This window comes from Leclercia sp. UBA5076, assembly GCF_002416465.1.
GTDB lineage: Bacteria > Pseudomonadota > Gammaproteobacteria > Enterobacterales > Enterobacteriaceae > Enterobacter.
The window spans coordinates 308,599-326,599 of record NZ_DIAO01000008.1; the positions used below are offsets into that span (position 1 = coordinate 308,599).

General features: G+C 57.9%; 20 protein-coding genes. 4 read left to right on the forward strand and 16 right to left on the reverse strand.

From position 1 onward, the window contains the following. Positions 1-19: 19 nt before the first annotated feature. Positions 20-958: a LysR family transcriptional regulator gene (locus B3X29_RS08955; protein WP_159339146.1), complete on the reverse strand. Its 939-nt coding sequence runs from the start codon at positions 956-958 to the stop codon at positions 20-22. A gap of 109 nt (positions 959-1,067) precedes the next feature. Here B3X29_RS08955 and B3X29_RS08960 point away from each other — a divergent pair, with 109 nt between their 5' ends. Continuing rightward, positions 1,068-2,282 (forward strand): MFS transporter, encoded by a 1,215-nt coding sequence (locus tag B3X29_RS08960; RefSeq protein ID WP_103179084.1) that lies wholly within the window; start codon positions 1,068-1,070, stop codon positions 2,280-2,282. Between the two features lie 78 nt (positions 2,283-2,360). Here B3X29_RS08960 and flgL read toward each other — a convergent pair whose 3' ends face one another. From flgL to flgB, 11 genes are all read right to left on the reverse strand, one after another. Further along, positions 2,361-3,314 carry a flagellar hook-associated protein FlgL gene (flgL, locus tag B3X29_RS08965; protein ID WP_103179083.1) on the reverse strand — a complete coding sequence of 318 codons (954 nt, stop codon included), beginning with the start codon at positions 3,312-3,314 and terminating at the stop codon, positions 2,361-2,363. Between the two features lie 14 nt (positions 3,315-3,328). After that, on the reverse strand, positions 3,329-4,975 hold the full coding sequence (gene flgK / locus B3X29_RS08970) for a flagellar hook-associated protein FlgK (protein WP_156654276.1): 1,647 nt from the start codon (positions 4,973-4,975) through the stop codon (positions 3,329-3,331). A 75-nt stretch (positions 4,976-5,050) separates the two neighbouring features. Then, a complete protein-coding gene (gene flgJ, locus B3X29_RS08975) occupies positions 5,051-6,004 on the reverse strand; it encodes a flagellar assembly peptidoglycan hydrolase FlgJ (protein ID WP_103179081.1) in 954 nt (317 codons plus the stop codon). Further along, entirely contained in the window at positions 6,004-7,101 is a 1,098-nt protein-coding gene (locus B3X29_RS08980; RefSeq protein ID WP_103179080.1) for a flagellar basal body P-ring protein FlgI, read from the reverse strand. Before B3X29_RS08980 ends, flgJ begins: the two co-directional genes overlap by 1 nt. A gap of 12 nt (positions 7,102-7,113) precedes the next feature. Then, positions 7,114-7,812, reverse strand: coding sequence for a flagellar basal body L-ring protein FlgH (flgH, locus tag B3X29_RS08985; RefSeq protein ID WP_039028917.1), 699 nt, complete (start codon positions 7,810-7,812; stop codon positions 7,114-7,116). 57 nt (positions 7,813-7,869) lie between these two features. Further along, complete coding sequence (gene flgG, locus B3X29_RS08990; RefSeq protein ID WP_032617536.1) at positions 7,870-8,652, reverse strand: flagellar basal-body rod protein FlgG; 783 nt, start codon at positions 8,650-8,652, stop codon at positions 7,870-7,872. 11 nt (positions 8,653-8,663) lie between these two features. Then, positions 8,664-9,419 (reverse strand): flagellar basal body rod protein FlgF, encoded by a 756-nt coding sequence (locus tag B3X29_RS08995; protein ID WP_103179079.1) that lies wholly within the window; start codon positions 9,417-9,419, stop codon positions 8,664-8,666. A 20-nt stretch (positions 9,420-9,439) separates the two neighbouring features. After that, on the reverse strand, positions 9,440-10,702 hold the full coding sequence (flgE, locus tag B3X29_RS09000) for a flagellar hook protein FlgE (protein WP_156654275.1): 1,263 nt from the start codon (positions 10,700-10,702) through the stop codon (positions 9,440-9,442). A 26-nt stretch (positions 10,703-10,728) separates the two neighbouring features. Further along, positions 10,729-11,433, reverse strand: coding sequence for a flagellar hook assembly protein FlgD (gene flgD / locus B3X29_RS09005; RefSeq protein ID WP_103179077.1), 705 nt, complete (start codon positions 11,431-11,433; stop codon positions 10,729-10,731). A gap of 11 nt (positions 11,434-11,444) precedes the next feature. Further along, positions 11,445-11,849 carry a flagellar basal body rod protein FlgC gene (flgC, locus tag B3X29_RS09010; RefSeq protein ID WP_103179076.1) on the reverse strand — a complete coding sequence of 135 codons (405 nt, stop codon included), beginning with the start codon at positions 11,847-11,849 and terminating at the stop codon, positions 11,445-11,447. Continuing rightward, a complete protein-coding gene (gene flgB / locus B3X29_RS09015) occupies positions 11,849-12,268 on the reverse strand; it encodes a flagellar basal body rod protein FlgB (protein ID WP_103179075.1) in 420 nt (139 codons plus the stop codon). The genes flgC and flgB overlap by 1 nt, the downstream gene beginning before the upstream one ends. A 160-nt stretch (positions 12,269-12,428) precedes the next feature. On the opposite strand from flgB, the gene flgA reads away from it, so the two are divergent. The 3 genes from flgA to flgN all read left to right on the forward strand — a co-directional run bounded on the left by flgA (position 12,429) and on the right by flgN (position 13,897). After that, positions 12,429-13,085, forward strand: a complete 657-nt coding sequence (gene flgA, locus B3X29_RS09020; RefSeq protein ID WP_156654274.1) for a flagellar basal body P-ring formation chaperone FlgA — start codon at positions 12,429-12,431, stop codon at positions 13,083-13,085. A 94-nt stretch (positions 13,086-13,179) separates the two neighbouring features. Continuing rightward, positions 13,180-13,467, forward strand: coding sequence for a flagellar biosynthesis anti-sigma factor FlgM (gene flgM / locus B3X29_RS09025; protein ID WP_103179073.1), 288 nt, complete (start codon positions 13,180-13,182; stop codon positions 13,465-13,467). A 7-nt stretch (positions 13,468-13,474) separates the two neighbouring features. After that, a complete protein-coding gene (gene flgN / locus B3X29_RS09030; protein ID WP_103179072.1) occupies positions 13,475-13,897 on the forward strand; it encodes a flagella biosynthesis chaperone FlgN in 423 nt (140 codons plus the stop codon). Positions 13,898-13,952: 55 nt separating this feature from the next. Here the strand turns inward: flgN and murJ are convergent, their stop codons facing one another. The 4 genes from murJ to rimJ all read right to left on the reverse strand — a co-directional run bounded on the left by murJ (position 13,953) and on the right by rimJ (position 17,806). After that, positions 13,953-15,488: a murein biosynthesis integral membrane protein MurJ gene (murJ, locus tag B3X29_RS09035; RefSeq protein WP_103179071.1), complete on the reverse strand. Its 1,536-nt coding sequence runs from the start codon at positions 15,486-15,488 to the stop codon at positions 13,953-13,955. A gap of 150 nt (positions 15,489-15,638) precedes the next feature. Then, a complete protein-coding gene (locus tag B3X29_RS09040; protein WP_159339148.1) occupies positions 15,639-16,562 on the reverse strand; it encodes a Gfo/Idh/MocA family protein in 924 nt (307 codons plus the stop codon). Positions 16,563-16,564: 2 nt separating this feature from the next. Beyond that, positions 16,565-17,212: a YceH family protein gene (locus tag B3X29_RS09045; RefSeq protein ID WP_159339149.1), complete on the reverse strand. Its 648-nt coding sequence runs from the start codon at positions 17,210-17,212 to the stop codon at positions 16,565-16,567. A gap of 9 nt (positions 17,213-17,221) precedes the next feature. Next, positions 17,222-17,806: a ribosomal protein S5-alanine N-acetyltransferase gene (gene rimJ, locus B3X29_RS09050; protein WP_103179068.1), complete on the reverse strand. Its 585-nt coding sequence runs from the start codon at positions 17,804-17,806 to the stop codon at positions 17,222-17,224. Positions 17,807-18,001 lie beyond the last annotated feature (195 nt).

The window sequence follows — 18,001 nt, forward strand, 5'->3', positions numbered from 1 at the left end:
GACCTTCGGGTCGGCTTTTTTATTGCCTCTGTTCTGGCCTGCGCATCCCTGCGATTTCAGGCATCACCTCTCTCATCATCTCCAGAAAACGACGCAGTCGCGCCGGATAGTAGCGAGACCAGGGATAGACAAGATGAACCGGCAACGCGGCGGGCTGCCAGTCAGGCACCAGATGAATCAGCCTGCCCTCACGGATATCCGCTTCGACAGTCCAGCTTGAGACCACGGCAACACCCAGCCCGGTGAGCGCGCTTTTACGCGCTACGTAGAGGCTGTCGGTACTCAAGCGCGGGGAGATAGCCACCCGCAGCGGTTGTGCGGCTTCCGCACTGAACAGTTCAACATGCTGACGATAAAAAGTATTGAGCGCCACCCAGGGCAGTGCGGAGAGATCTTCCGGTTTTTCTACTGGCGCAAACCGTGCCAGCAGCTCGGGTGACGCCACAATGCTGCGCGGCACCTCGGCCAGCAATACCGACACCGTAGCCGGGTCGATCTCCGCCCCTACCCGGATAGCGCAGTCGATATTGTCACTTAAAAAATCAGCCGAGCGGTCGTTGAGCATCCACTCCACATTGAGTCGTGGATAGCGCAGCAGGAACGCCGTTAATGGCTCCAGCAACTGCTCCTGTCCAAAGGCATGCGGCGCACGCACGCGAAGCACCCCGACCGGCTCATCTTCTGTTTGCCCGACTTCATCCTCCAGCGCGTACCAGCTGTCAATGACCCGCCGGGCATGTTGATAGCAGCGTTCGCCGTCATCCGTCAGCTTCATGGCGTGTGTCGTTCGCAGGATCAGGCGCACGCCCAGCAGCGTCTCCAGTGATTGCAGACGACGGCTGACGGTGGCCTGGCTGGTCGCCATCTGCACCGCTGCGGCAGAAAGAGAGCCCGTCTCCACGATGCGCACAAAAGTACGCATCAGCTCTACCCGGTCTATACGTTCCGAACGTTTCATTTTTAATCCGGTTATACGTTACACGTATAAGTGTTTTAACACCGGGCCCGCTACCACCGCAAGGCGTGGTGATAAAGAATAGCGACACACCCGAAATGAGGAACTGCATATGAACTCCAGTACCCTGAGCCCAGCCGTCAGCCGTTGGGTAATTTTCATCCTTGCCATCGGCGCGGGCTTTAGCGTCGCCGCCATCTATTATGCTCAGCCGCTACTGCCGCTGATGGGCGCAGATTTGCATCTCAGTATTGAAGGGATGGGGATGGTGCCCACCCTGACGCAGGCAGGCTATGCGCTGGGGATCCTCTTCCTGCTGCCGCTTGGCGATCGCTATGACCGCCGCACCCTGATTGTGGTGAAAAGCATCGCGCTGGCATTGCTACTTTTGGCCTGTAGCCTGACGGCTCAGATGCATTCCCTGCTGCTGGTCAGCCTGCTGATTGGGATGACCGCCACCATGGCGCAGGATATCGTTCCGGCTGCGGCGATCCTCGCCCCGGAGGGTAAACAGGGGAAAACCGTCGGTACGGTGATGACCGGCCTGTTACTGGGGATCCTGCTTTCCCGTACGGTGAGCGGCGTGGTAGGTGAAGCTTTTGGCTGGCGCGTGATGTACCAGCTGGCGGCAGGCAGTATTGCGATCCTCGCCGCCGTAATGTGGTTTATTCTGCCCCGCTTCGCGGTGCCGTCGAACCTGCGTTATCCGCAGTTGATGCGCTCCATGGCACACCTGTGGCGTCGCTACCCCGCTCTGCGCCGCGCCGCACTGGCACAGGGTTTTCTCTCCATCGCCTTTAGCGCCTTCTGGTCTACCCTCGCGGTGATGCTGATGGAACACTACGGTCTTGGCAGCGCCGTTGCCGGTGGCTATGGCATTGCCGGTGCCGCAGGCGCTCTGGCCGCGCCACTCGCTGGCGGTCTGGCGGATAAACTGGGCGCTGGTAAAGTCACTCAGCTGGGTGCCGCGCTGGTAACCGTCTCCTTCGCCCTGATGTTTTTCATGCCGGCATTAGGTGTACAGGGCCAGCTGATCCTGATTGCCGTTGCCGCGGTAGGTTTTGATCTCGGTCTGCAGTCGAGTCTGGTGGCTCACCAGAACCTGGTTTATAGCCTTGAGCCCCAGGCCCGTGGCCGTCTGAACGCTCTGCTCTTTACCGGTGTGTTTATCGGGATGGCGTTAGGTTCCGCGCTCGGCAGTCAGCTCTATACCATGGCCGGTTGGCCGGGCGTTATTGCGCTGGCGACCCTTACAGCAGGCGTGGCGCTGATTATCCGTATGACTGAAAACGTCCGCACCCGCTCATCGGCCCTGCAAAATTCCTGAAAAAAAGCCCAATCCGCAAAACGGATTGGGCATACAGAACATAACCAGTTTCAAGCCATGTTCTAAAGGTCAAGTCAGTTATTTATTCAACTGGAACAGAGACATACCCTGCATATCGCTGAATGCTTTATAAGATGCCTGAAGCGCCGCCTGCTGCATCACATAAGATGAGATAGCCGAGTTCCAGTCAACGTCCACCAGGTCGCTCATCTGCTGGGTCTGGCCTAACGCCCGGTCACTGCCCAGCGTATCGAGTGCATCGAGTTCAGTCAGTTTGGTGCCCAGGTCAGCGCGCACTGTCAGCACGTTATCAAGGGAATTACGTAATCCGCGGTTTGCTTTATCAATGTCCAGAGTCAGTTGATCACTCTTGCCCTGATCGCCGCTGACTGGCGTTTTCAAAGCCGCAATCACGTTATCCAGGATTTTGAACAAATTCTTTTCCGGGGCAGAGCCATCAGGTTCTGGCGCGGCATTGCTGGTGAAAGATTCAAACACTTCCAGGCCGGTATGGCTGATCTGCATGTTACGCGCGGAATCGACCTGCTGCCTGATCGGCGTGTCGCCGCCATCATACTTTCCGGTTGCCTGATCGAATGCCGGAGCATCCGTTTTATAACCGGCAAAAATATAGCGTCCGTTGCCATCGGTACTGTTTGCCAGGTTCAACAGCTGATCGCGGATACCCTGCAAATCGGTGGCAATGGAACTGCGGTCGTTATCACTCAGAGAGCCGTTTCCGGCATAAACAATTTTATCCTGTGCTGATTGCAGCGCAGTGGTCACCTGGCCCAGAACGCTCTCTTCCAGCCCGACTCGCTGGGAGGCAAAAGAGCGGGCCAGCGTATACTGGCTGTTTTGCGCCTGCGCCTGGGACAATACTACCGCCTGAGACGCAGCGATAGGATCGTCAGAAGGACGGTTAACACGTTTACCGGTGGACATCTGCTCACCGTAGCTCAGCCACTTGCTCTGGGAGTCGGTGATCCCACGCATGTTCTGCTGGTACATCATCTGGGTGCTAATACGCATCGTTCACCTCGGCCTTAGCGAATATTGATTAACGCGTCAAAGAGCGTGCTGGCAGTTTGCAGCACCTGGGCATTGGCCAGGTAGTACTGCTGGTAGCGCTGGAGGTTGCCATACTCTTCATCGAGGTTAACCCCGGAGATCGACTGCTGCTGGTTGCTCAGCTGCGTCGTCACGTTTGCCTGGGTGGTGCTGCTGGTTTTCAGCGTCGCGGTTTTGCTGCCGACGGTACTGACCAGCGAGGCGTAGGCATCATTAAAGGTTTTATTGCCGCCGACCACTTTGCTACTTTGCAGATCCAGCAGCGCCTGGCCGTTGCGGTTATCGCTTTCACCGCCGGTGGCGTCAGACGCCAGCGCCAGTTTAGACTCATCGCTAATCGCCACATCCATATTGACGATGGCATTGACGACAGGCTTAACGATAAAGCTGTCTTTGTTATTCGCCGTGCCCGATACGTTCACCGTCAGGCCATCAAAGGACAAGTTACCTTTGCCGTCATCAACTGGCTTAACCGTGGTTTTATCCGAGAGGCGGGTGATCTTCCAGCTGCCGCCGTCAAACTCCATCTTGTAGTCGGTAGCCTGTACTTTAGCGCTGTCTGCCACGTTAATGGCGGCAGTGACGGAGGCCGAGCCGGTATTTTTGGTGTTTCCCAGTACCGCGGGAGCACCAATTTTAAAAAACTCACCGCCAGCGTTACCTTCTGGATCAAAGCCCTTTGCGTGTTGGCTGTTCATCTCGTTAGCGAAAGAGAGCGCCAGCTGGTTAAGAGTGTTACGTGCCGCGTCGAGCTCTTGGGTACGGAAAGTCAACATGCCGCCCAGAGAGCCGCTGGTCAGCAGTTTTTCCGGGATCTCTACGGGGCCCGAGGTGCCGTCAACAAACGCCACCGTAGTGCGGGATGGATCGGCGCTCGACTTCACGGCCGCCAGCTGATTAGCGGTGCTGCCCTGAACCAGGTTGTAGCCATTGCCAAAGGAGACGTTATAGGTGCCGCTATCCTGAACGGAGACTTCAACCCCCACGATCTGGTTCAGCTCGCTCACCAGCTGGTCACGCTGGTCGAGCAGATTGTTCGGGGATGCGCCCGCACCCACGCCGGTCAGGCGGGAAATCTGATCGTTCAGGTTGGCAATCTGTTTAGCGTAGTTGTTGATCTGATCAACGCTGGTACCGATGGCGGTGTTGATCTGCTTATCCTGATCCCGCAGATACTGATCGTTCACCTTGAACTGGTTCACCAGACCATCAGCCTTGCCCAGTACCGTCTGGCGCGCCGCCGGATCTTCGGCGTTGCTCACCAGAGTCTGCAGACTGGTAAAGAAACCCTGCAGGGTGGTCGCCAGGCTGTTGGTGCTGCCAGAGAGAATGTCGTCAATTTTGGACATCTGCTGGTAGCGGGTCGTCAGGGCACTGCTCTGGTTCTGCGCGGTGCGCAGCTGATTGGTAATGAATGCATCATATTCGCGTTGTACCCCAGAGACATACACGCCGTTGCCAACCCAACCGCCGCCCGTCAGCGTGCTGTTTGAGGCACTCAGCACCGTCGTCTGACGGGTATAGCCCGTCACGTTGTAGCTCGAAATGTTATTACTGGCGGTATTCAGCGCAGCCTGTGCTGCACTGAGGCCACTCATGGCGCTGTTGATCAAACTGGACATGGGGGTTCCTTTTATACTTTCAGACACGAGTCCTGCTGGAGATTATCGGCAGGCCCCAGCCGGACTTGAGAACTTTCAGAACAGATTTTCGATATCGTTGCTGTAGGCTTTGCTGACTTTTTCACCCATCGCTTTCAGCTGCTGGATCATGCTGGTCAGCTTGCGGGCATACTGTGGATCGGTGGCATAGCCCGCGTTCTGCAACGCCTGCGCACCCTGCTCTGCCGTCGCGGCCTGGGTCACTGCCGCATAGCGCGGGTTACGACTCAACAGGCCGACATAGTCTGAAAGTGCCTCGAGATAGGAGCTGTAGACGCGGAATTTGGCTTTGATCTTCTTCGCTTCGCCGTTTTCATACTCGGTGGTGGTGATCTCGGTAGTCGGCCCTTTCCAGCTCCCCGAGGCCTTCACCCCAAAGATGTTAAAGCTCGGCTCACCGTTCTCACGACGGATCTGCCGTTGCCCCCAGCCCGACTCCAGCGCCGCCTGGGCGAGGATCAGGTGATGCGGCACCCCGCTCTGCTGGCTGGCGAGACGCGCCGGCAGGGAGAGCTGCGCCAGGAAGTCTTTGCTGTCGCCGGTAAGGGGTTCATCATTGCTCTCAGGCACCTTCGGCACCGCTTTACGCACCATCTGCGTCAGAGCCTGGTTTTGATAGCTGGTGACCCTTTCCAGATCGAACTTCATCGGCACCTGCTGCGGTGCCTCTTCTGGCGGCACGCCCTGCGCGGCCGCCATCTGCTTAACGATCACATCGGCAAGTCCTAACCCTTTACCGGCAGTCATCTGCTGCGAAATCTGCTGGTCATACATGCTGGTGTACAGACGCGTGGAATCGCTGCTGAAGATGCCATCTTTTGGCAGGGCTTCACGCATGCTTTTCAGCATCATCTGGACAAACATCCCCTCCACCTGGCGGGCAACCGGGCGGATATTGCCCGCCGGATCTTTACCCGCTTTAGACTTCAGTTCGTTGAGCGACTGGGTATCCCAGGCCGCGCTGCTCAGCAGTTTGCTATCGGTCAGCATCAGATAATTTCCAGTTTGGCGCGCAGGCAGCCCGCGCTCTGCATGGATTGCAGAATCGACATCAGATCCATCGGGGTGGCGCCCAGCGCGTTCAGGGCACGTACCACGTTGTTCAGGTTGGCGCTGGAGCGCACGCTCTGCAGCGAGCCGCCGCTCTGACGCAAATCGATTTGGGTCTGCGGCGTCACCACCGTTTCACCGCCGCCAAACGGCGTATCTGGCTGGCTGACGTTAGCCGAGCGGTTGACGGTCACCGACAGGTTGCCCTGCGCCACGGCGCAGCTATCCAGCGTCACCTCACGGTTCATCACCACCGAGCCGGTGCGGGAGTTGATGATCACTTTGGCATCCTGCGGCGTGACGTTCACTTCCATATTCTGGATATCCGCCAGCAGACGCACCTGGTTACTGCCGCCGCTGGAGACGCGGATCTGCACGGTGCGGGCATCCAGCGCGGTAGCGCTGCCGTAGCCGCGGTTGCGGTTGATGGTGTCCGCAATCTGCTGCGCCATAGTGAAGTCGTCATTATTCAGCTGCAGGTTAATGGTGTTGCCGCTGCCGAACTGGGTCGGCAGTTCACGCTCAATAACCGCCCCGTTGGTAATACGGCCGCCGTTAAGCTGGTTGACCTGCACGCTGCTGCCGCCTGCGGAGGCACCCGCCCCGCCGACAAGGATGTTACCCTGCGCCAGGGCATACACCTGGCTATCTACCCCTTTCAGGGGGGTCATCAGCAGAGTCCCGCCGCGCAGGCTTTTCGCATTCCCCATGGAGGAGACCACCACGTCGATGGTTTGCCCCTGGCGCGCAAAGGCCGGGAAAGAGGCGGTGACCATTACCGCCGCCACGTTTTTCAGCTGCATGTTGGTCCCGGCGGGCACCGTGATGCCGAGCTGGGAGAGCATATTATTCAGACTCTGGGTCGTGAACGGCGTCTGGGTGGTCTGGTCACCCGTCCCGTCAAGCCCCACAACCAGACCGTAACCGATCAGTGAGTTTTCCCGCACACCCTGTACGCTTGTGAGATCGCGAATACGGTCGGCCTGGGCACATGTTGCCACCAGCACCAGCAGGAACCCGAAGAGGGATTTAAACATAGGTCACCTCGATTACATCGGTGATAAGTTAAGGAAGAAACGCTGCAACCAGCCCATATTCTGCGCCTCATTGATGTAGCCGTTGCCGACATACTCAATGCGCGCATCGGCCACCTGAGTGGACGGTACGGTGTTGGAGCCACTGATGGTGCGAGGGTTAACCACACCGGAGAAGCGAATGAATTCCGTGCCCTGGTTGATGGCGATCTGTTTTTCACCCACTACATGTAAATTGCCGTTCGCCAGCACCTGGTCGACGGTTACCGTCAACGTGCCGCTAAAGGTGTTGCTGGCATTGGCGCCGCCTTTACCGTTAAAGGAGTTGCCGCCAGACGCCTCGGCATCGGCGCGCGCGTTACCGAAGAGTCCTTCGAGATAGCGTGGCACAGTGTCGAAGCCAAAATTGGTTTTCCCGTCGCGGCTGGCATTCGCCGACGAGCTCTTACTGGCGCTGACGTTTTCCTGTAGCTGGATGGTCAGCGTATCGCCGATATTACGTGGGCGACGGTCTTCAAACAGCGGCTGATAACCGTAGTTAATCGGCTGCGCGGTCTGGAAAATTGAGCCATTCACTACCGGCGTCGGGCCAGGAATGGGTTGGGCGGAAGTCGCACCCTGCACCAAAGGTTGAGACGGAACCCAGGCGCAACCGCTGAGGGTAACGGCCAGGAGAGTCACTATGGGATAACGAATCGCCGCGTGTTTTTGCATTGCCTTCATCTTCGAAAACAGGGAGCCGGTGCGGCGTGAACCGCACCGGGCTACACCTTAGAGTTGCGTCAGTTTCTGCAGCATCTGGTCGGTCGTCGACACTGCTTTACTGTTAATTTCGTACGCGCGTTGAACCTGGATCATATTCACCAGCTCTTCCGCGACGTTGACGTTTGAGGTTTCCACATACCCCTGATACAGCAGACCTGAACCGTTCAGACCCGGCGTGCTCTCGTTCGGTGCGCCGGAGGACTGGGTTTCGATGTACAGGTTTTCACCGATACTTTCCAGACCGGTGTCGTTCATAAAGGTGGTCAGGTTAAGCTGGCCAACCTGCACCGGCGCAGCCTGGCCCTGCTGGGTCACGCTCACGATCCCGTCACGCCCGATGGTAATGCTCAGGGCGTTCGCCGGAATGGTGATCGCCGGCTGCACCTGGAAACCGCCCGCGGTCACCAGCTGGCCGTTCTGATCCACCTGGAACGAACCGTCACGGGTATAGGCAGAGGTCCCGTCCGGGAGCTGAACCTGGAAGAAGCCCTGGCCCTTGATCGCCACGTCTTTGCTGTTGTTGGTCTGGGAGAGGTTGCCCTGGCTGTGCAGACGTTCAGTCGCTACCGGGCGAACACCGGTACCAATCTGCAGACCGGAAGGCAGCGTAGTCTGTTCAGACGACTGTGCCCCTGGCTGGCGAATGGTTTGATAAAGCAAATCTTCGAAAACCGCACGCTGACGCTTAAACCCATTGGTGCTGACGTTCGCCAGGTTGTTGGCGATGACATCCATATTGGTTTGCTGCGCGTCGAGGCCGGTTTTCGCGATCCATAAAGAACTGATCATAAGTAGTCCTGTTAACTCATTGACAGCAGTTGGTTGGCGCGACTGGCGTTTTCATCAACGCTGGAAATCACCTTCATCTGCATTTCAAAACGGCGGGCGCTGGCGATCATGTCGGTCATCGCGGTTACTGGCTTAACGTTACTGCCTTCCAGCACGCCAGACATGACGCGAATGGTCGGGTCAGCCTGTAACGTTGCGCCACGGGTAGCCTGCGCCGCCTGGGTCAGACGGAACATGCCGTCGTCGCCACGCTGCACTTCAAAACCTTCGGCTTTTACCAGCTTCAGGCGGCCAACCGGCGCGACGGTGTTTGGCGGATCGCCCGGGTTCAGGGCGGAGATGGTGCCGTCGGCCGCGATGGTGATCTCCGAGCCTTCCGGCACGGTGATCGGGCCACCTTCACCAATAACCGGACGTCCCTGGATGGTCAGTTGCCCGACCGCGTCCACCTGGATGTTCCCGTTACGGGTGTAGCCTTCGCCGCCGTCTGCGGTCTGAACCGCCAGCCAGCCGTCCTGCTGCAGCGCCACATCAAGCGGGCGCGAGGTGTAATCCATCTGCCCGGGCGTCATATCGGCTCCCGGGGTGGAGGCGGTCACCAGCGTACGCGTCGGCAGGGAGAGCCCTTCCACCGGGACGGCGCGCATCGCATTGAGCTGCGCGCGAAAGCCCGGCGTCGAAGCGTTCGCCAGGTTGCTGGCGGTGACGGCCTGCTGATTGAGCGTCTGACTGGCGGCGCCCATCGCGGTATATATTGCGTGATCCATTAAGCTATCCCGTCAGCCACTTAGCGGAGGTTAACCAGCGTGTTGAGGATCTGATCCTGGGTTTTGATGGTCTGCGCGTTCGACTGATAGTTACGCTGCGCGACGATCATATTGACCAGCTCTTTACTCAGGTCGACGTTGGAGGCTTCCAGCGCGCCGTTGGTCAGGGTACCGAAGTTACCGGAACCGGCGGTGCCCAGCAGCGCCACGCCTGAAGACTGCGTGGCAGACCAGACGTTGTTCCCCTCAGACTGCAGACCTTCGTTGTTGGCGAAGTTTGCCAGTACGATCTGACCCAGCACCTGGTTCTGTTCGTTGGAGTAGTTACCTACCACGGTACCGTCGTCGTTGATCTGATAGCTCACCAGGTCGCCCGGCTTGTAGCCGTTCTGGTTGGTCGCCACGATGTTGTTCGCCCCGGTGTTCTGCTGCATGGAGTTCAGGAAGCTCAGGGAGAAGGTCACCGGCAGCGCGCCGCTCAGCGGATCGGTGGTCACGTTAATGGCCGGATTGGCGTTTGGCGTCGCACTCAAAACACCGGCTGGGCTGTAGTTATAGATCCCTTCCAGGTTGCCGTTGGGGTCGAAGCTCATCTGGGCAGATTTGGTGATCTGGCCGTTCGCGGCGCTACCGTCCTGGGTGTAGAGATCCCACTTGTTGTCCGCCGTTTTCACGTAGTAGACATACATGTTGTGGGCGTTACCCTGGTTGTCATAGACGGTGATGGTGCCTTTCTTGTTGAAGCTGTCTGAATCCGGGTTGGCACTGGTCACGTCAAACGGGATGTTAGGCACGCTGTCCGTGGAGTTCAGGTTGATCTGCTGGGCTGCGGTGCTGGTCGCTTTAGCGGCCATCAGATTGTTAGGAATGGTGATCGGCTGCGGGTTCGCGCCGGTCTGTACCGTTGGCGGGCTACCCGCTGCCGGATAGCCGGTCACCTGCAGACCCTGCATGTTTACCAGGTTGCGGTTTTCGTCCAGGCTGAACTGGCCGTTACGGCTGTAATAGACGGAACCGTTGCTGTCGAGCATACGGAAGAAACCGTTCTGGCTGATCGCCACGTCCAGACCACGACCGGTATTAGTGGTGGTACCGTCGCTGAAGTCCTGAGTGATCCCGGCGACTTTTACGCCCAGACCGACTTTGGAACCGGCGAACATATCTGCGAACGACGCGCTACCAGACTTAAAGCCATAGGTCGCGGAGTTGGCAATGTTGTTACCAATGACGTCGAGGTTAGTGGCTGCAGCATTCAGGCCGCTGACCGCTTGTGAAAAGGCCATTTGTTACTCCTGATAAAGGTTAAGGCTTATATAATCTGCCGAACTTCGTCGAGCGTAGTTGTACCGTAAGTCCCCAGATCCAGCGTGTTACCGTTGCTGCTGCGGATCACACCCTGCACCATCGCGAACTGCAGTGGCTGGGCCACCAGCTGCGTACTGCCGCTGCTGGCGGAGATGGCAACGTTATAGGAACCATTTGGCGCACTGCTGCCGTCGGTCATCGTGCCGTCCCAGGTAAAGGTGTGTACTCCCGCTTTCAGTTCGCCGATATCAATGGTACGAACCACCGCACCGTTCCTGTCGGTGATGGTGGCGGTCACTTTATCGGCGCTCTGCTGCAGCTCAACACCAAACGGCGTGGTGGAGGTGGTGCTGGTGCCGTCGGTGCTGCTACTGCCTGCCAGAATGGTGGAGCCCGGGATCATCACGCCATGCCCAATCAGCGTGCTGGCCTGCATCGACTGGCTGCTGTCGAGCTGCCCGGAAATAGAACCCAACGTGGTGTTCAGTTTCTCGATGCCGCTCACCGTACTGATCTGCGCAAGCTGCGTGGTCAGTTCGTTGTTCTGCATCGGGTTGGTTGGATCCTGGTTTTTCAGCTGTGCGACCAGCAGCGTCAGGAAGCTGCTTTGCAGATCGGACGCGTTGCTGCCGGTAAGCGAACTGTTGCCGGTGGTGCCGCTGACGCCTGTGGCACTCGACCTGTCATTGACATTGACTGCAATGGACATTGATCTCTCCTTTACTGGCCCAGAGTGAGCGTTTTAAGCATCATGCTCTTCACGGTGTTCAGTACTTCAACGTTGGCCTGGTAGCTGCGGGACGCTGACATGGTGTTCACCATCTCGCCCACTACATCCACGTTCGGCATTTTGACGTAGCCGTTGGCGTCGGCCAGCGGGTTGCCCGGCTCGTAGACCAGTTTGTCCGGTGCCTGGCTCTCAATTACGCTGGCGACTTTTACCCCGCCGGTTGCGGCGCCCGGTGCCGCATCGACCTGGAACACCACCTGTTTGGCGCGATAAGGTTGCCCGTCCGGACCCGCCACGCTGTCGGCGTTCGCCAGGTTACTGGCGGCGACGTTCAGTCGTTGCGATTGCGCGGTCAGGGCTGAACCCGCGATATCAAAGATATTGAGTAAGGCCATTAACCATTGCCTCCCTGCAGAACATTCATCATGCCTTTAATCTGCCCGCCGAGAACGGTCAGCCCCATCTGGTACTGCAGGCTGTTATCGGCGAACTGCGTACGCTCCCGGTCCATATCGACGGTGTTACCGTCCAGGGATGGCTGATCGGGAATGCGATAAAGTAAATCGATACTCGGGGTGGTCACGGTCTGTGCGGGAATGTGGCGTGCAGACGTCAGCGCAAGGGCGACACCGCTATTTTCGGCCCGACCGCGCTCCATCACTTTCTTTAATTCACTGGAAAAATCGATATCGCGCGCCTGAAACCCGGGGGTGTCGGCGTTAGCGATATTGGCGGCCAGAATCTCCTGACGCTGGGCGCGTAAGTTGAGCGCTTCCTGCTGAAAACGTAGCGCGGCGTCGAGTTTATCGAGCATGTCTCCTCCGCTGATGGCAAAATTTCAGTGGATAGCTTAAATCTCACCCCGTCTACTTCATCGACGGAATAAGCACAAAATGCGTCGCTATTTATTGCGTTGATGGCAAACCCCTACAGGTAGAATTCTGCTCATCATTAAACCGACGGTAACGGGCGATATGGCACTCAAACGTGGTTTCACCGCAACCCTGCTCCTCTGGAGCGCCCTCACGCAGGCGCAGGATCTTGATGCCCAGCTGACAACATTTTTTGCCCAGCGGCTGGCGGGGTTCAGCGATGAGGTTTCGGTGCAGGTTCGCACGCCAGCCAACATGCGTCCTTCGTGCGAGACGCCTGCATTCAGCGTTCTCGGCAATACGAAGCTGTGGGGCAACGTCAGCGTTACCGCCCGATGTGGCAATGAAAAACGATTTATACAGGTTGCAGTTCAGGCCACGGGCGATTATGTTGTCGCGTCCCGGAGTATCCCCCGGGGTGCCGCCCTGCAGCCGGACAGCGTTACGCTAAAGCGCGGCAGGCTGGATCAGCTTCCGCCCCGGGCCATCCTGGACATTAACCAGGTGCAGAATGCCGTCAGCCTGCGCGATCTGGTGCCAGGGCAGCCTTTACAGCTATCGATGCTGCGTCAGTCCTGGCGGATCAAAGCGGGGCAGCGGGTGATGGTTATCGCCAGCGGCGACGGCTTTAGCGTTAACGGTGAAGGTCAGGCGCTAAACAATGCGGCGGTTGCGCAAAACGCCCGGGTGAGAATGTCTTCGGGCCAGGTGGTGAGTGGAACGGTGGATTCTGATGGGAATATTCTGATTAACCTATAATCTTTTTAAAGATTATGCGGCGGCTGCCGATATAGAAGTAACTTAATGATGATGTCAGGCGCCAACGCCGCGAACCCTCGATGAGGACAATATAATGAGCATTGATCGTACATCGCCCCTGAAGCCGGTTAGCCCAGTTCAACCGCGCGAAATGAATGACACTGCCACTGCAAAGACTCGCCCGCAAAAATCGGCGACCGCCAACAGCACCAGCGTCACGCTGAGCGATGCCCAGGCGAAACTGATGCAGCCTGGTAGCAACGATATCAACATGGAGCGTGTTGAAGCGCTGAAAACCGCCATCCGCAATGGCGAGCTGAAAATGGATACCAGTAAAATCGCTGATGCGCTGATCCAGGATGCGCAAAGTTTCTTAGAGTAACCACTGTATGAGTCGTCTGACGGAAATAATGGATCAAATGACGGTCGTGTTGAACGACCTGAAAACGGTCATGGACGCCGAACAGCAGCAGCTCTCTGCCGGAAATGTTCATGGCAGCGCGCTGCAGCGCATTACAGAAGATAAAAGCTCACTGCTGGCCACGCTGGACTACCTTGAACAGCAGCGACGCAGCGAGCAATCCGCGCGCCATAGTGCAAATGATGATGTCGTCGAACGCTGGCAAACTATTACTGAAAAAACGCAGCATCTGCGCGATCTGAATCAGCACAACGGGTGGTTACTGGAAGGGCAGATCCTCCGTAACCAGCAGGCGCTTGCCGTGCTTAAGCCGCATCAGGAGACAGGACTGTATGGCGCCGATGGCCAGACAGCCAGCTCACGCAGCGGCGGAAAGAAAATTTCGATTTAATCAGGCGATAGCCACAGGAATGGGGAGCACCGACAGGCGCTCCCCTTTTTTTGCATTACGCCGTGCGGCGGGCAAACTCTTTCACCTTAAAGCCCAGCACCGCGAGGGTGGCAAAGTAGGCCACTACCCCCACCAGCACGACCGCCATCAGGCGCAGCAGACGATATGGCATGGTGCCCAGCGACCAGTCCGGCATTACGTAGAGCATCCCCACCAGCGCGGCCGCCATTACCAGCACCGCAATCACCAGACGCAGCAGGAAGCGCGACCAGCCCGGCTGCGGGGTAAAGATCTGCTGCTTACGCAGCTGCCAGTAGAGCAGCCCGGCGTTGAGACAGGCCGCCAGACCGATGGATAACGACAGACCGGCATGCTTCAGCGGACCGATAAATGCGAGGTTCATCACCTGGGTCATAATCAGCGTCACAATGGCGATCTTCACCGGGGTTTTGATGTCCTGGCGCGAATAGAAGCCCGGGGCCAGCACTTTCACCACGATAAGGCCCATCAGTCCCACGGAATAGGCGATCAGCGCCCGCTGGGTCATGGCAGCATCAAAGGCGGTAAATTTACCGTACTGGAACAGGGAGACGGTGAGCGGTTTCGCCAGGATCCCCAGCGCTACAGCGCTTGGCAGCGCCAGCAGGAAGCAGAGGCGTAACCCCCAGTCCATCAGGCGGCAATATTCGTCATGGTTGCCACTGGCGAAACTGCGGGAGAGTGAAGGCAGTAAAATGGTGCCCAGCGCCACCCCCAGCACCCCGGAGGGAAACTCCATCAGGCGATCGGCGTAGTACATCCAGGAAACCGACCCGGAGACGAGGAAGGAGGCGAAGATGGTGTTGATGATGAGTGAAATCTGGCTCACCGACACGCCAAGGATCGCCGGCCCCATCTGCTTCACCACGCGCATCGCGCCGGCATCGCGCAGGTTAATGCGCGGCAGGACCAGCATGCCGATTTTCTTTAGGTGCGGCAGCTGATACGCCAGCTGGAGTACCCCCCCTACCGTCACAGCCCAGGCCAGCGCCAGTACTGGCGGATGGAAATGCGGCGCGGCAAACAGCGCAAAGCCGATCATGCTGACGTTAAGGAAGGTGGGCGCAAAGGCCGGTACCGAGAAGCGGTTCCAGGTGTTGAGGATGGCTCCGACCAGCGACGCCAGGGAGATCAGCAGTATATAAGGAAAGGTGATGCGCAGCAACTGCGTAGTCAGGGCAAACTTGTCGGCGGTATCGGCAAAGCCGGGGGCGGTCACCATGATCACCCAGGGCGCCGCCAGCATCCCAATCACGGTGACGATGGCCAGCGCGAGGGTCAACAGCCCCGACACATACGCGACAAAGACCCTGGTGGCGTCTTCACCCTCCTTACTTTTATATTCCGCGAGGATAGGCACGAACGCCTGGGAAAAGGCGCCTTCGGCAAAAATTCGACGCAGCAGGTTGGGCAGTTTGAACGCGACAAAAAAGGCGTCAGTGGCCATCCCTGCGCCAAAGACCCGCGCCACAATGGCGTCGCGCGCAAAACCCAGCACGCGCGAAAACATGGTCATCGAGCTGACGGCGGCCAGCGATTTTAATAGGTTCATTAACGTGAGCTTCCACTACCTGAAACAAAACGCCTGCAAAGCAGGCGTCATTTCGCCGGGTATCGCTATGCTTACCCGGCCTGGAAAACGCAAAACGCGCCTAGTCTACTCGTAAAAACAGGAATTGCTATGGGCAGATGTTACAGAGGGTTATTCGCTCATGGCATCGCGCCAGAGCTTCTCCACGATGCGCTGGGCACGGATCGCCTGTTCACCCGAGGTTTCAGGAACCGTCTGATTTTGCACGCATTCAATAAAGTGGCGCGCGCAGCCCACAAAACCACGCTGCTCCAGGGTGCTCTGCCAGCCAGGAATAGCCGGCGTAACCACTCCAGCGCCCCGCTCTTCGCGCCACTCGCGCATATCGGTCACGTCCAGCAGCGCGCCGTCCGTCACCGCCTGGACCCACTCCCGCTGGCTGCCTGCCCGGCGGTGCATGGAGGTGGTGATCTGCATATTGCCCGTGCTGAAATGGTGCTCAGCATAGATCATCGCCCCCTGCTCGTTGGTTTGCAGCGTGCCGCCGGTGAGACGCGCATTATCTCCCGCCAGCCACAGCGCGGTGTCCACCACGTGCAGATAATCATCCAGCAGGGTAAAACGCAGATCGTTGGGGCCGACGCTGTCGGCGCGATGCTTATCCATCCGCAGGGATGCCGCCTCCTGAAGCCCATTTTTCAGCTGCTGATAGAGCGGCGCAAAGCGACGGTTGAAACCGACCATCAGGGTGCGTTTTTTCTGTGCAGCGAGCTCAATCAGGCGCTCGGCGTCGGCCAGATTGTCCGCCAGTGGTTTATCAACACAGACATGCACCCCGGCATGCAGTAGCTCGCTAACCACCTGGTAATGGGTGGCGGTGGAAGTATGGACAAAGACTGCATCACAGGCGCGGGCCAGCTCCTGCAACGACTCATAGTAAGGCATACGCAGCGATTCACAGATCCTGATCGCCTTATCCCGAGAGGGTGACCAGGCCCCCTGCAATGTCCAGTCTGACGCGGCGCTCAGCACCGGCAGCCAGGCTTTCTGGGCGATCCCCCCCAGCCCTACCACGCCCACTCGTAATTTTGTCACCGTTAATCTCCCAGATGTGCCAGCAGCGAATCGAGGCGCTGCTTCAGTTCTTCGACTTCGTTTTCCAACGCTTCAACGCGGGCCAGTAAGGTTTCTTCCGTGGCGGGAGCCACTGTCTCAGCGGCGGCGGTAGTTTCAACCTCTCCGCTGAAGAGATGCATATAGCGGCTTTCACGCTTGCCCGGCTCCCGCGCCAGGCGCAGGACAAACGGGCCATCCTCTCTTGCCGCCAGGCCTTCGAGGGTCTGTTCCACCTCCTGCATATCGGCGAATTCATGCATGCGCGCCGCCCGGGTGCGCAGCTCGCCCGGGGTCTGTGCCCCGCGCAGCAGCAGGGTGGCGATCAGCGCCACTTCGGCGGAGTTTAGCTTCAGGGCGCCAAACTCGGAGTTGCAAAAACGCTGCTCATATTTGGTGACGCGATTGCCAAAGCCGCTGACGGTGCGCAGGTAGTGGCGTTTCACCAGCGCATCCAGCAGATCCTGTACCTCATGTTCGGCAAGGTTCATCACCGGTTCACGGTTGGTTTTTTGGTTGCAGGCCAGGGTGACCGCATTTACCGAGAGCGGATACTGCTCCGGCGTCGTGACCTGCTTCTCCAGCAGGCAGCCAATGACGCGCGCTTCAGTGGCGCTTAACTGATATTTCATCTCTGTTCCTTAGCGCCCCGCGCTCCACTCTTTGGTTGTCAGCGCCGTCAGGACATGATCGCGCCATTCGCCGTCAATCAGCAGGTAATCTTTGGCGTAGCCCTCCTTTTCAAATCCGAGGCGCGCCAGCAGACCGCCGCTGCGCTGATTGTGCGGCATATAGTTGGCCATAATGCGGTGCATGTGCTGGGTACGTTGCATATAGCGGATTGCCGAGGTCAGCGCTTCAAACATCAGCCCCTGCCCCTGCCATTTTTGCCCGATGGAGTACCCCAGATAGCAGGCATGAAACGAGCCCCGCACCACGTTAGAGAAGTTGGCGATGCCAATGATCTCTTTTTCATCGGGGTCCAGCAGGGCAAAGTAGAACGCTGAGCCCTGCTTGTGAAACTCGGCGATCATGCTCAGCCGGGCCTGCCAGCCGGAAGGATAGCAGTGGCTCTCATCCCGCACGGGTTCCCAGGGTTTTAAAAACTGACGATTCTCAGCGTAGTAGTCCGCCAGACGCCAGGCATCACGCTCATGCACGAGGCGAACCACCAGCCGGTCGGTCGTCAGGCGTACTTTCGGCACATTACTGCGATAGCCAAACATGGATACTACTCCTTCATGTTACAACTTTGACCCGTTAGCTTTACTATACCTGCGCCGCTGCCTTCTGGGAAAACAGTGACATACCATTTTGAAGACTTTTCACATTTTTCGATTAAAACCCTCAATCAAAACCCCTTTTTGATAAAAAAATATTGTCGCCTGCGTAGTGGGAAAAAACCTGCCGACACCGCAGAA

What these genes read in the sequence shown, in the direction of transcription:
- B3X29_RS08955 (WP_159339146.1), bottom strand. Translation starts at nt 958, where the DNA reads ATGAAACGTTCGGAACGTATAGACCGGGTAGAGCTGATGCGTACTTTT.
- B3X29_RS08960 (WP_103179084.1), top strand. Translation starts at nt 1,068, where the DNA reads ATGAACTCCAGTACCCTGAGCCCAGCCGTCAGCCGTTGGGTAATTTTC.
- flgL (WP_103179083.1), bottom strand. Translation starts at nt 3,314, where the DNA reads ATGCGTATTAGCACCCAGATGATGTACCAGCAGAACATGCGTGGGATC.
- flgK (WP_156654276.1), bottom strand. Translation starts at nt 4,975, where the DNA reads ATGTCCAGTTTGATCAACAGCGCCATGAGTGGCCTCAGTGCAGCACAG.
- flgJ (WP_103179081.1), bottom strand. Translation starts at nt 6,004, where the DNA reads ATGCTGACCGATAGCAAACTGCTGAGCAGCGCGGCCTGGGATACCCAG.
- B3X29_RS08980 (WP_103179080.1), bottom strand. Translation starts at nt 7,101, where the DNA reads ATGTTTAAATCCCTCTTCGGGTTCCTGCTGGTGCTGGTGGCAACATGT.
- flgH (WP_039028917.1), bottom strand. Translation starts at nt 7,812, where the DNA reads ATGCAAAAACACGCGGCGATTCGTTATCCCATAGTGACTCTCCTGGCC.
- flgG (WP_032617536.1), bottom strand. Translation starts at nt 8,652, where the DNA reads ATGATCAGTTCTTTATGGATCGCGAAAACCGGCCTCGACGCGCAGCAA.
- B3X29_RS08995 (WP_103179079.1), bottom strand. Translation starts at nt 9,419, where the DNA reads ATGGATCACGCAATATATACCGCGATGGGCGCCGCCAGTCAGACGCTC.
- flgE (WP_156654275.1), bottom strand. Translation starts at nt 10,702, where the DNA reads ATGGCCTTTTCACAAGCGGTCAGCGGCCTGAATGCTGCAGCCACTAAC.
- flgD (WP_103179077.1), bottom strand. Translation starts at nt 11,433, where the DNA reads ATGTCCATTGCAGTCAATGTCAATGACAGGTCGAGTGCCACAGGCGTC.
- flgC (WP_103179076.1), bottom strand. Translation starts at nt 11,849, where the DNA reads ATGGCCTTACTCAATATCTTTGATATCGCGGGTTCAGCCCTGACCGCG.
- flgB (WP_103179075.1), bottom strand. Translation starts at nt 12,268, where the DNA reads ATGCTCGATAAACTCGACGCCGCGCTACGTTTTCAGCAGGAAGCGCTC.
- flgA (WP_156654274.1), top strand. Translation starts at nt 12,429, where the DNA reads ATGGCACTCAAACGTGGTTTCACCGCAACCCTGCTCCTCTGGAGCGCC.
- flgM (WP_103179073.1), top strand. Translation starts at nt 13,180, where the DNA reads ATGAGCATTGATCGTACATCGCCCCTGAAGCCGGTTAGCCCAGTTCAA.
- flgN (WP_103179072.1), top strand. Translation starts at nt 13,475, where the DNA reads ATGAGTCGTCTGACGGAAATAATGGATCAAATGACGGTCGTGTTGAAC.
- murJ (WP_103179071.1), bottom strand. Translation starts at nt 15,488, where the DNA reads ATGAACCTATTAAAATCGCTGGCCGCCGTCAGCTCGATGACCATGTTT.
- B3X29_RS09045 (WP_159339149.1), bottom strand. Translation starts at nt 17,212, where the DNA reads ATGAAATATCAGTTAAGCGCCACTGAAGCGCGCGTCATTGGCTGCCTG.
- rimJ (WP_103179068.1), bottom strand. Translation starts at nt 17,806, where the DNA reads ATGTTTGGCTATCGCAGTAATGTGCCGAAAGTACGCCTGACGACCGAC.